This is a genomic window from Lacimicrobium alkaliphilum, from assembly GCF_001466725.1.
In the GTDB taxonomy this organism is placed as follows: domain Bacteria; phylum Pseudomonadota; class Gammaproteobacteria; order Enterobacterales; family Alteromonadaceae; genus Lacimicrobium; species Lacimicrobium alkaliphilum_B.
Genome location: NZ_CP013650.1, coordinates 3,003,706 through 3,016,358, shown reverse-complemented (window position 1 = coordinate 3,016,358; position 12,653 = coordinate 3,003,706). Strand labels below are relative to the sequence as shown.

Below are 12,653 nucleotides of genomic sequence, written 5' to 3'. Positions count from 1 at the left end.
ATTCAGATTACTCAGCTTTGGGGCGTGGCAGTGATATCGAAGTGCACGTCAATATCCATACTTTCTGGCTTATCCTCTGAAGGAGCTCCGGTGTAGTTCAGGGTGCCCTGGTAGCGGCCGGTAAAGCGCATGTGGTCACCCTTTGCTTGTTTAATTTCAAGCTCCCAGTGCGCGGGTTTATCCTGATTGCTGTAATTCTGCATAAACTTTTTGGTGGGGAAGTAGGCGACTTCCGGATTTCCAATCATCTGGCCATTCATCATTGTGAAATTTACACTCAGCGTACCCTTTACCGCATAGCGTTGTTCGCTATGCCCTTGCAGGGTCACCGTTAACATACCGGGTGACAGCTCGGTATAGCTGGCAGTGGACATGTCATCCCGCTGGAGAATATGCCAGCTTTGTTGTTTCCCGTTCAGGGAGCCTTGGAGGGTATTGGCATTGGCGCTCAACGCTATCAGACTCAAGGTCAGCGTGGTGCCCAGGAGCAGCTTAAAGAAGTGATTTATTGACATCATATTTCCCTGTTATTGGTATTGTTCCGGTTGGCTTTCTTTTAAAGTTTGCCGCTATTAATTGTGCACTATCTGGTTGGTTTTTAACCAGAAGTAAAAATCTAACCGCTTTTTTGATGCAAAAGCAAACCGGGCCTTGTGATGGTAATCCCGGTCAGCGTTCCTGTCTTGATGGGAGGAGCTTCAAACTTCATTTAGACGTCTAGACGTAAAGATGTTGACATTTCTCTGTTAGTTGGCAAGATCAGCTCATGGCGATCAACGCCACAGTCAGATCTGTTCCCAGGAGAGAGCCCATGCCCATTTGTATACCCGGTGAATTGCCGGCGCAGGATGTGTTAAGCGAAGAGAATATTTTCGTGATGGAGACCAACCGCGCCGCCAATCAGGATATTCGCCCTTTGCAGGTCGGTATACTCAATCTGATGCCCAACAAGATAGAAACCGAAGTGCAGTTGTTACGCTTGTTGTCTAATACGCCGCTGCAGATCAGTGTGGATCTGATTCGCATCGATACTGAGGCCCCGAAAAATACACCCAAGGCCCATATGGATGCCTTCTATCATCAGTTCGAGGATGTGGTAAATAAAAAGTACGATGGCCTGATTGTCACCGGCGCGCCGCTGGCGATGCTCGATTACGAGCAGGTGAAGTACTGGGACAAAATGCAGGTAGTGATGGACTGGGCTCGTCGCCATGTTCAGTCTACGTTGTTTTTGTGCTGGGCGGCCCATGCTGCGGTATATCATTATTTCGGGCTGAACCGGTTTCTGCGCGAAACAAAACTTGCAGGCGTATACAGTCATCAGGTGAACCAGGAACATGATGAACTGCTAAGGGGATTTGACCCGGTGTTTAACGCGCCCCATTCACGCTTCGGAGAAGTGGCACTGAGTGATTACCAGAGTCGCCCTGAACTTGAGGTGCTGGCCAGCTCTGAGCAGGCCGGCGCCTATATTGTTGCCAGTAAAGACAAGCGCCTGGTGTTTGTTACCGGCCATCCAGAATATGACCCTGACACGCTGGCGCAGGAGTATTACCGGGATTTAAAGGCCGGGCTCAAACCGGCACTGCCGGAGAATTACTTCCTTAACGATGATCCGGCTCAGCCGCCACTGATGAGCTGGCGCTCCCATGGTAGCCTGTTGTTTACCAACTGGCTGAATTATTATGTGTACCAGATTACGCCTTACAACCTGTCAGATATCGCCTGACAGACACCGAACAGGAAGGTTTTTTTGACTGATTCAAACAATTTCACCGATGCCCTGAAACAGAAGATTCTGATTCTTGATGGCGCCATGGGCACTATGATCCAGTTGCACAAGCTGGAAGAGGACGATTATCGTGGCGAACGCTTTGCTGACTGGCACAGCGATATCAAAGGCAATAACGATTTGCTGGTGCTGACTCAGCCCGATCTTATTCGCGATATTCATGGCCAGTATCTGGCCGCCGGTGCCGATATCATCGAAACCAATACCTTTAATGCCACCTCCATCGCCATGGCTGACTATGACATGCAATCTCTGGTGCATGAGATCAATGTGGCGGCGGCCAGGCTGGCCCGTGAAGCAGCCGACCAATACAGCAGCGCCGACAAACCACGCTTTGTAGCCGGGGTGCTGGGACCCACCAACCGCACGGCGTCCATCTCGCCGGATGTTAACGATCCGGGCAAGCGTAATGTCAGCTTTGATGAACTGGTTGAAGCCTATGAAGAAGCCTGTGACGGGCTGATGGAAGGCGGCGCCGATCTGATTCTGGTTGAAACCGTGTTTGATACCCTTAATGCCAAGGCGGCGTTATTTGCCATTGAGAACACCTTTGATAAACGCAATCAGCGCCTGCCGGTGATGATTTCCGGCACTATTACCGATGCCTCAGGCCGTACCTTGTCGGGGCAGACTGCCGAAGCCTTTTATTACTCTTTGCGCCACGTTAAGCCGGTGTCTTTTGGCCTCAACTGCGCCCTGGGGCCCGATTTACTGCGTCAGTATGTGCAGGAAATCAGCGATATCGCCGAATGTGCGGTATCCGCTCATCCTAATGCCGGCCTGCCAAACGAATTTGGCGAATATGATATGGAAGGGGATGAAATGGCCGTACATATTCGTGAGTGGGCGGAATCGGGCCTGCTAAATATTGTTGGCGGATGTTGCGGTACCAGCCCTGAGCATATCCAGGCGATCGCCAGGGCGGTTGAGGGCCTGCCACCACGCAAACCGGCACAGCCGCAGGTGCGTTTACGTCTGTCTGGTCTTGAGCCATTCGTACATTGATAAAGAGGTAGTTATGAACAATCAATCAAGCGCTAACTTTATCAATATCGGCGAGCGGACCAATGTGACCGGCTCGGCTAAATTCAAACGGCTGATCATGGATGAGGACTATGAAACCGCGCTGGAAGTGGCCCGCCAGCAGGTGGAGAACGGCGCTCAGATCATCGATATCAATATGGATGAGGCGATGCTGGACTCAGAAGCGGCGATGGTGCGCTTTTTGAATCTGATTGCCTCGGAGCCGGATATCTCCAGGGTACCGGTGATGATCGACTCCTCCAAGTGGACAGTGATCGAAGCGGGCCTGAAATGTGTTCAGGGTAAGGCCATTGTTAACTCCATCAGCCTCAAAGAAGGCGAAGCGCAGTTTCTGCATCAGGCCAGCCTGCTGAAGCGCTACGGCGCCGCCACTGTGGTGATGGCCTTTGATGAAAAGGGCCAGGCAGATACCGAAGATCGCAAATTTGAGATCTGTGAGCGCAGCTATCGCCTGCTGACGGAGAAAATTGGCTTCCCGCCTGAAGATATTATCTTCGATCCGAATATTTTTGCGGTGGCCACCGGCATTGAAGAACACAACAATTATGCGGTGGATTTTATCAATGCCACCCGCAGAATTAAGCAGCATTTGCCCCATGCCCACGTATCCGGCGGCCTGTCGAATATCTCCTTTTCCTTTCGTGGGAATAATCCGGTCCGAGAGGCCATGCATTCGGTATTTTTGTACCACGCTATCGCTGCCGGTATGGACATGGCCATCGTTAATGCCGGGCAATTGGCGGTGTATGACGATATCCCTGCAGAGCTGCGCGAGGCGGTCGAGGATGTGATCCTTAACCGCACCCCCGAGGGTACCGACAGGTTGCTGGAGCTGGCACCTAAGTATCAGGGCGACGGCAAGGAAGTGGTGAAGGAGAATCAGGAATGGCGTCAATGGCCGGTTAAAAAACGCCTCGAACATGCGCTGGTTAAAGGCATTATGGATTTTATTGTCGAGGATACCGAAGCCGCCCGTCAGGAAGCGGATCTGCCCCTGCATGTGATCGAAGGGCCGCTGATGGACGGCATGAATGTGGTGGGCGACTTATTTGGTGAGGGCAAGATGTTCCTGCCCCAGGTGGTGAAATCGGCGCGGGTAATGAAAAAAGCCGTGGCCTATCTGCAGCCCTATATTGAAAGGGAAAAATCCGAAGGTAGCAGCAACGGCAAGATCCTGCTGGCCACCGTCAAAGGCGATGTGCACGATATCGGCAAGAATATTGTTGGTGTGGTGCTCCAATGTAATAACTTTGAAGTGATCGACATGGGGGTAATGGTGCCCTGTGAAAAGATCCTCAAAACCGCTATCGATGAAGGGGCACAGATGATTGGCCTGTCGGGCCTTATCACCCCCTCACTGGATGAAATGGTGCATGTGGCCAAAGAAATGGAGCGTAAGGGTTTTGAATTGCCACTATTGATTGGCGGCGCTACTACTTCCAAGGCGCATACGGCGGTAAAAATCGAGCAGAATTACCACGGCCCGGTAGTGTATGTACCCAACGCATCAAGGGCGGTAGGGGTATGCCAGAAACTGATTTCCAAAACCGATCGCGAAGGCTATGTGGCCCAATTGTCGGCAGAATATGACAAAGTACGGGAACAACATGCCCGTAAAAGGCCGCGCACAAAGCCTGTAACGTTAGAAGCTGCCAGAGCCAATGCGCTGGTGCCGGATTTCAGCAACTATCAGCCCAAAACGCCTAATCAGCTTGGGGTGCAGCAATTCGAGGCGGATATCACTACCTTGCGTGAGTATATTGACTGGACGCCGTTTTTCTTAACCTGGTCTCTGGCTGGTAAATACCCGCGTATTTTTGATGACGAGATAGTGGGTGAAGAGGCTAAAAAGCTGTTTGCCGATGCCAATGCCATGCTCGATGACTTCCAGCGCTCCGGTGATTTAAAAGCCAAAGGGGTGGCGGGATTATTCCCGGCTAACCGGGTGGGCGATGATGTTGAGATTTACTCCGATGACACGCGCAGCTCGTTACTGACCACTGCCTGCCATCTGCGCCAGCAGACCGAGAAAAAGGGCTTTGCCAATTATTGCTTAAGCGACTTTGTCGCCAGTAAAGAATCCGGTATTGCCGATTACGTGGGCGCCTTTGCCGTTACTGCCGGTATCGGCGAAGAAGAACTGGCCGAGGCCCACAAGCAAAACGGTGATGACTATAATGCGATTATGGTTAAAGCCGTGGCTGACCGCCTGGCCGAGGCCTTTGCCGAGTACCTGCATAAGAAAGTACGCAAGGAGTTTTGGGGCTATGCCCCGAACGAGAGTCTGGACAATGCGGCACTGATTCGCGAGAAATACCAGGGTATCCGTCCGGCACCGGGCTATGCGGCCTGCCCGGAGCATACCGAAAAGCAGAAGATCTGGGATCTGCTGGAAGCCGAGAAACACACCGGCATGACGCTCACTGAGAGTTTTGCCATGTGGCCGGGTGCGTCGGTGTCTGGCTGGTATTTCGCTCACCCTGACAGCAAATATTTCGCGGTGGCTCAGATACAGCGTGATCAGTTGGAAGACTATGCCGAGCGTAAAGGCTGGAGCATCGAACAGGCCGAGAAATGGCTGGCACCGAATCTGGGGTAGACCGGGGTAAAAGCATAATTCACCACAGAGGTACAGAGAACACGGAGAAGTAACAAGGGGTAAGCGGTTAATAACTCTGTGCCCCTCTGTGGTTATTTTTAGTTTTTCTCCAAGGGCGCTGGATGCCCGACAAAGGCACTCGGGCATGACAAGCCCCGTCGTTCCCGCGGTTGAGGTTTACATCTAAGGGTTTTTGCCCTTAGGCTTAGCTTTTACGACAACGCTGCGGGATTCCCATGAGCAAACCCTTTAGTCAGGCCTGTGAAAATAACAAGCAACCGATTCTGGATGTGCTGAAAACGGCCTTCGCCCATACCGAAGCGGTACTGGAAATCGGCAGTGGCACAGGTCAGCACGGGGTGTTTTTTGCGCCCAATTTGCCTCACCTTATCTGGCAGACCAGCGATATGCCGGAAAATCATTCCGGCATCAATGCCTGGATAGATGCCTATCCTTGTTCCAATCTAAAGCCTCCACTTTCTTTGACCATTGGCGAAGATAACTGGCCGGATTCGGGCCCGCCCGGCTTTGACGGCGTATTTACTGCCAATACCACCCATATTATGCAAGTCTCAGAGGCCAGAGAGATGATGCAACTGGTGGCCGAAAATCTGCCCCCGGGCGGTGTGTTCTGTCAGTACGGACCTTTTAACATCGACGGGCAGTACACCAGTGACAGCAACCGGGCTTTTGATCAGCATCTACTGGCCCGGGGCTGCGGTGGTATCCGTGATATCGCTGAATTGCAGGGCTGGGTTCAGGGCAGGGGGCTGGTGCTAAACCGCCGCTATCAGTTACCTGCAAATAACCAGTTGCTTGAGTGGCACAAGCGCTGAGCTGGTCTCTGATACTACCTCTGTCATTCTGCCCCCGTCGTCCAGCTCCCCCCGTCATCCTGACGAAAGTCAGGATCTTGTAAGGCCAGCCGTGCAGCCAGGGATAGACCATTCAGTCGACTGATAAAGGTACCGGGTCGGGGCCCGGCACGACGGAGAGTGCGTTATCCTGACGAAAGTCAGGAGCTTATAAAGCCAGCCGTCCGGGAATATAAGCTGACGCTGCTGATCGGAGCTGTTGCAAACGTATTCACCTTCTTACCGGCTTGAACTTAAGCCTGTTTAACGGGATGTTAACAACCTCTGAACTTAATCGTTTAAATTGTGAGGGTGAATGATGAACTGGCGAATTTTAATATTGGTACTGCTCTGTACGCTGATAATGGCCTGCAGCACCAACCAACAGGTTTCACAACAGGCTACATCTCCCTATGAGCCCAAGCCCTATGTAAAACTGACTAATCCGGAATGGAGTAAAAACGCTGCGATTTATGAAATGAATGTGCGTCATTATACCCCTGAGGGTACCTTTGCCGCCGCGCAGCAGCATTTGCCGAGACTGAAAGAACTTGGCGTGGATATTATCTGGCTGATGCCCATTCACGAAATCGGTGAGAAGAACCGCAAGGGCACACTCGGCAGCCCCTATTCAGTCAGAGATTACTACAGTGTGAATCCGGAGTTTGGCACCCTGGAGGATTTAAAGGCCTTTATCAACGCAGCCCATGCACGGGATATGTACGTGATCCTCGACTGGGTGGCCAACCATACCGCCTGGGACAATCCGCTGGTGGAGCAGCATCCTGACTGGTACGAACGTAGCTGGGACGGTGATTTCAGGCCCACCCCCTGGTGGGACTGGTCAGATATTATTGATCTCGATTACAGCAAGGCTGAGGTACGTGAATATATGACCAAAGCCATGAAATACTGGGTCGAAGAGGTGGGCGTAGACGGCTTCCGCGCCGATGTGGCCGGTTTTGTGCCGGTGGATTTCTGGAACAACCTTCGCCGCGAGCTGGATCTGGTCAAGCCGGTGTTTATGCTGGCAGAGTGGGAATCCCGCGACCTGCATGCCGAGGCTTTTGATATGACTTACGCCTGGAGCTGGACCGAAGCCATGCTGCAGATTATGGAAGGTCACGCGCCCTTAAGTAAGCTGTATGTGTATTATTCCTGGAATGAGAGCGCCTTTCCGAAACAGGCCATGCGTATGACCCATGTGACCAACCATGATATGAATGCCTGGGAAGGCACCATGTTTGAAAATTTTGGGGAGGGTCTGGAGGCAGCCATCGTGCTTTCTGTGATTGGCGAAGGCATGCCGCTGATCTACAGCGGTCAGGAAGCGGGTAACGACAGGCGACTGGCCTTTTTTGAAAAAGATCTGATTGAGTGGAAGCCTCATCCCATCGGTGATCTCTATCAACACCTGCTGGCCCTGAAAAAAAAACATACCGCGTTGTGGAATGGCAAATGGGGAGCCACCATGGTGCATGTACCCAATACTGCTCCGGAACAGGTGCTGAGCTTTGTGCGTGAAGATGAAAACAGTCGTATCTTTGCTGCGATTAATTTCTCTGCTGAGCCACAGCAGGTCAGTTTTACAGATGGGCCATTTCAGGGCTCTTATACAGAGACCTTTTCAGGCGAAAGCCTGGAGATAAACCCGCAGACGCAGGTCAGCATTCCGGCCTGGGGGTATAAGGTGTTTATAATGTCCAAAGGCCGTTAGTCCAGCACCATCGGTGACTCAATGCTAGGGTGATGCGTTTGGATATTAAAAGGTCGCTGGATGCCCGACTACAACATTCGGGCATGACCGGCTGTCGTTCCCGCATGTTGTTGGCGGGAACCCAGTGCCTTTGCGCCTTCGCGAAACCAATAACAAAAAGCCAGGGATCTCGCTAACGGCGGCAGAGGTTTACAACGAAGGAGTTATCTATTCGGCCTGTTTCCGGAAGGGCAGTAAGGTCGCGGCCTGTGTTTTATAGTGACGAATATGGGCGGCTTCATGTTGTAAAAATTCTGCCACTGCCTGATGAAACTCAGGCTGTGCCAGCCAGTGGGCAGAATAACAATAGACCGGCTCGAAGCCCCGTTGGATCTTGTGTTCGCCCTGGGTGCCTGGGTTAAACTGTTTAAGATTATTCTGGATACAAAACTCGATACCCTGATAGTAACAGACTTCAAAATGCAGCCCGTCTACCTCCTCAAGAGCGCCCCAATAACGACCATAAAGGTGGTGCTCGTCAAACAGCAGCAGGGCTGAGGCCAGCAGTTTGTCGCCTCTTACAGCCTGTACCAGCAACAGGTTATCAGCCATTTTTTCCCTCAGCAGGTTAAAAAACTCCGGTGTCAGATAGCCACTGTGGCCCGAGCGTTTTAAATAGGTTTGCCGGTAGCACAGGTAAAAATCGTGCATGTCCTGTTCGCTGATTTGGGCACCGTTGAGTCGCCGGCAGGTGACGCCAGCCTGTGTTAATCTGGCCCGCTCTTTGTTGAGGTTTTTGCGTTTACGGGAATTAAAGGTGGCAACAAAGTCCTCAAAACTGCCATAGCCGCGATTAAACCAGTGAAATTGTACCGAGGTGCGGCTTAGCAATTGCTGCTCAGTCAGAGTGTTGCTGGTTTGTGCGTCGGTGAACAGCAGATGCACAGAAGACAATCCCTGTTGCAGGCAATACTGCTTTAGCTGCTCTGTTACTGCTGGCCATAGCTGTGATGTCAGCGCCGGGTCACACAGTAGCCTTGGCCCTGTTACCGGAGTAAAAGGAATGGCACTGATCAATTTGGGATAATACTGCAGGCCATGGCGCTGGTAGGCTTCGGCCCATGCAAAATCAAATACATATTCACCATAGCTGTGTATTTTCTGATAAAGCGGCATGGCGGCAATAAAGGCGCCTGAGTTATAGACAACCAGATGACAGGGTTGCCAACCACTGTGTTGTCCCACACAATCGGTCTGTTCAAGGGATTGCAGAAAATCGTAGTCTAAAAAGGGGCCTGCGCCTGCAGCCAGGTGATTCCATTGCTGACGGTCAATCTGACCGATGGCATCGACAAAGACAAACTGCAATTCCATAGGGCATCGGGGTTAGTGTTAACAGAAGAGTCAATATGACAGAAGCCGACAGGAAGATCATCCGCGAATGCCTGACCAATCTGCTTAGCAGAAGGGAACACAGTCAGGCCGAGTTGCTGAATAAATTGCGGGCCCGGGGGCTGGAAACTGAGCTGAGCCGTCAGATCATCAGTGAGTTTGCCGAACGGGGATGGCAGTCTGATGCCCGCTTTGCTGCAAGCTTCGCCCGTCAGCGATTCGCCAGAGGATTAGGGGAGATACGTATTCGTGGCGAACTGCGTCAACGCCAGGTTGCCGATCCTCTGATTGAGCAGGCGCTGGCAGAACTGGAGGCCGACTGGTTTGAAGCGGCCAGGGCGCTGTACCAGAGAAAATACACAAAACCTGTAACGGATTTTAAAGAACAGCAGAAACGGGCCAGGCACCTCCAATACAAGGGCTTTACCCAGGAGCAGATCCGGTACGCTATGGAACCTCAGGGCGATGGGTAAAGTCGGATTTCAGCTGCTCAAAGGGCTTCTCGCTGCAAACAGGCTAAAAGTGTCAGACTAATCCTCCCAAACAGCCGGTTTAAAGCTGTTTTAGCACCTGACATCGGACAAGTTTTCATGCTATTGTCAGGCCCCTGAGTGATTTTTCTCATTTACAGATCCAGGTGATTTTTTACCCTTAATGCCGCTTATCCGGGATAATCAATGACTATTAGTACTGCTGACATTCGACGCAAATTTTTCGATTATTTTTCCAGCCATGGTCACCAACTGGTGCCCAGCAGTTCGCTGGTGCCTGCCGATGATCCGACCCTGCTGTTTACCAATGCCGGGATGAACCAGTTTAAAGATGTATTGCTGGGTGCGGAAAAACGCAGTTATAACCGGGCGGTTTCGGCACAGCGCTGTGTGCGTGCCGGCGGTAAGCATAATGATCTGGAGAATGTTGGCTATACGGCCCGTCATCACACCTTTTTTGAAATGCTGGGCAATTTCAGCTTTGGTGACTATTTCAAAAAAGAAGCCATAGAATTTGCCTGGCACTTTCTGACCAAAGAACTGAAGTTGCCTGAGCAAAAACTGCTGGTCACCATTTATGCCGAGGACGATGAAGCCTTTGATATCTGGTCACAGCATATTGGTGTGCCGGCGGAGAAAATTATCCGTATCAGTACCTCAGATAATTTCTGGTCGATGGGCGATACCGGGCCCTGTGGCCCCTGCTCAGAAATATTCTACGATCACGGTGAGCATATCTGGGGCGGCCCGCCCGGCACGCCGGAAGAAGACGGTGACAGGTTTATCGAGATCTGGAACCTGGTGTTTATGCAGTACAACCGCCAGGCTGACGGTACCCTGGAACCCCTGCCCAAGCCTTCTATCGATACGGGGATGGGGCTGGAGCGTATCTCTGCGATCATGCAGGATGTGCACAGCAATTATGAGATTGATCTGTTCCAGGCGTTGATTAAAGCCGCTGCTGAGATAACAGGTGCTAAGGATCTTGAAGATAAGTCCCTACGTGTAGTGGCGGACCATATCCGTTCATGCAGTTTTCTGATTGCCGATGGGGTACTGCCCTCTAACGAAGGTCGCGGTTATGTGCTGCGACGTATTATCCGCCGTGCTGTACGTCATGGTTACAAGCTGGGTGCTCAGGACATTTTCTTTTACAGGCTGGTGGATGCGCTGATTGGCCAGATGGGTGAGGCGTATCCTGAGCTGAAAACGCAACGCAGTACCATTGAGCGGGTACTGAAAGTGGAAGAAGAACAGTTTTCCAGAACCCTTGAGCGGGGCATGCAGATTTTACAGGAAGCCCTTGAAAGCCTCACCGATAAGACCATTCCCGGTGAGCTGGTATTTAAACTCTATGATACCTATGGCTTTCCTGCGGATCTGACCAACGACGTGGCCCGTGAAAAAGGCTTTAGTATCGATGAAGCCGGGTTTGAAAAAGCCATGGCCGAGCAGCGTAAACGTGCTCAGCAGGCCAGTAATTTTGGCGTGGATTATAACAGCCAACTGAGCAGCTACAGCAGCTCAGAGTTTACCGGTTACGATCAACAAAGCGGTGAAGCCCGGATACTGGAGTTGTTCAGCACAGACAGCAAAGTTCAGCAGCTGGAAAGCGGCGAACAGGGCATGGTGATACTGGACCGCACGCCTTTTTATGCTGAGGCTGGGGGTCAGGTGGGCGATACCGGCTATCTGAAACTTGCCAATGGCGGCTTTAAGATAACCGACACCATTAAGCTTGGCAGTGCCATAGCCCATAAAGGTATTGCTGAGGCGCCGATTAAGGTGGGTGACAAGGCCAGTCTGCAGATTGATGCTGAGCGTCGTCAGGCGATTAAGCTAAACCACAGCGCCACTCACCTTTTACATGCTGCGCTTAAAAACGTTTTGGGCGAGCATGTGAATCAGAAAGGGTCTCTGGTGGATCCTGAGCGACTGCGTTTTGATTTTTCGCATTTTGAGGGGGTCAGTGCCGGGCAGATCACCGAAATCGAAGATCTGGTAAATCAGCAAATCCGGCTGAATCATCCGCTGACCACTAAGCTGATGGACCTCGAAGAGGCCAAATCTGCCGGAGCTCAGGCACTGTTTGGTGAGAAATACGATGATCAGGTGCGGGTGGTGTCCATGGGCGATTTTTCCATGGAGCTGTGTGGCGGTACGCATGTCAGCCAGACCGGCGACATCGGTCTGTTCCGTATTACCAGTGAAGGCGGCATTGCATCAGGGGTGCGTCGTATCGAAGCAGTAACAGGGGCTCAGGCGCTTAAATTTTCTCAGCATCAAAGTCAGTTGCTATGCGATGTGGCGGCTCAGCTGAAGAGTGACTGGCATAAATTGCCTGAGCGTATCGGTCAGTTGGTTGAGCAATCCAGGAACCTTGAAAAAGAGGTTCAGCAGCTTAAACAGAAAATGGCCAGTCAGGCGGGATCCGATTTATTATCTGATGCGTATGAAATAAACAATGTCAAAGTCCTGTCTGCTAAGTTGGAAGGGGTAGAGCCCAAGTCTCTGCGTGATTTAACCGATACCCTGAAAAACAAGATGGGCTCAGGCATTCTGGTTCTGGCGGTAGCGGGCGACAACAAGGTCAGCCTGATCGCCGGGGTAACCAATGATCTGACCGCAAAGGTTAAGGCCGGTGAGCTGGTCAATTTTGTGGCTCAACAAGTTGGCGGAAAAGGTGGTGGTCGTCCGGATATGGCTCAGGCAGGCGGTAGTCAGCCTGAAAATCTCGACCAGGCGCTGGCATCTGTGTCGACATGGCTGCAGGATAAGCTATAAT

The 12,653-nt window shown here is 51.7% G+C and carries 9 protein-coding genes; 7 read left to right on the top strand and 2 right to left on the bottom strand.

Features of this window, described 5'->3' with window-relative positions:
* Positions 1 to 11 precede the first annotated feature (11 nt).
* Positions 12 to 518 (bottom strand): hypothetical protein, encoded by a 507-nt coding sequence (locus tag AT746_RS13665; protein WP_156413702.1) that lies wholly within the window; start codon positions 516 to 518, stop codon positions 12 to 14.
* Positions 519 to 811: 293 nt separating this feature from the next.
* On the opposite strand from AT746_RS13665, the gene metA reads away from it, so the two are divergent.
* From metA to AT746_RS13645, 5 genes are all read left to right on the top strand, one after another.
* Positions 812 to 1,729: a homoserine O-acetyltransferase MetA gene (gene metA / locus AT746_RS13660; protein WP_062481197.1), complete on the top strand. Its 918-nt coding sequence runs from the start codon at positions 812 to 814 to the stop codon at positions 1,727 to 1,729.
* Positions 1,730 to 1,753: 24 nt separating this feature from the next.
* The gene (locus AT746_RS19670; RefSeq protein WP_082633284.1) at positions 1,754 to 2,797 is read left to right on the top strand and encodes a homocysteine S-methyltransferase family protein; all 1,044 of its coding nucleotides are present in this window, start codon (positions 1,754 to 1,756) and stop codon (positions 2,795 to 2,797) included.
* A gap of 13 nt (positions 2,798 to 2,810) precedes the next feature.
* Positions 2,811 to 5,435 carry a methionine synthase gene (gene metH, locus AT746_RS13655; protein ID WP_082633283.1) on the top strand — a complete coding sequence of 875 codons (2,625 nt, stop codon included), beginning with the start codon at positions 2,811 to 2,813 and terminating at the stop codon, positions 5,433 to 5,435.
* A gap of 236 nt (positions 5,436 to 5,671) precedes the next feature.
* A complete protein-coding gene (locus tag AT746_RS13650; protein WP_062481195.1) occupies positions 5,672 to 6,271 on the top strand; it encodes a DUF938 domain-containing protein in 600 nt (199 codons plus the stop codon).
* A gap of 382 nt (positions 6,272 to 6,653) precedes the next feature.
* Positions 6,654 to 8,006, top strand: coding sequence for an alpha-amylase family glycosyl hydrolase (locus AT746_RS13645; protein ID WP_062484236.1), 1,353 nt, complete (start codon positions 6,654 to 6,656; stop codon positions 8,004 to 8,006).
* Between the two features lie 207 nt (positions 8,007 to 8,213).
* On the opposite strand, the gene AT746_RS13640 is transcribed toward AT746_RS13645, so the two are convergent.
* On the bottom strand, positions 8,214 to 9,359 hold the full coding sequence (locus AT746_RS13640) for a GNAT family N-acetyltransferase (RefSeq protein WP_062481193.1): 1,146 nt from the start codon (positions 9,357 to 9,359) through the stop codon (positions 8,214 to 8,216).
* Positions 9,360 to 9,394: 35 nt separating this feature from the next.
* On the opposite strand from AT746_RS13640, the gene AT746_RS13635 reads away from it, so the two are divergent.
* Positions 9,395 to 9,850, top strand: coding sequence for a regulatory protein RecX (locus AT746_RS13635; protein WP_062481191.1), 456 nt, complete (start codon positions 9,395 to 9,397; stop codon positions 9,848 to 9,850).
* A gap of 204 nt (positions 9,851 to 10,054) precedes the next feature.
* Complete coding sequence (gene alaS, locus AT746_RS13630) at positions 10,055 to 12,652, top strand: alanine--tRNA ligase (protein ID WP_062481189.1); 2,598 nt, start codon at positions 10,055 to 10,057, stop codon at positions 12,650 to 12,652.
* The last annotated feature ends 1 nt before the right edge of the window (position 12,653 follow it).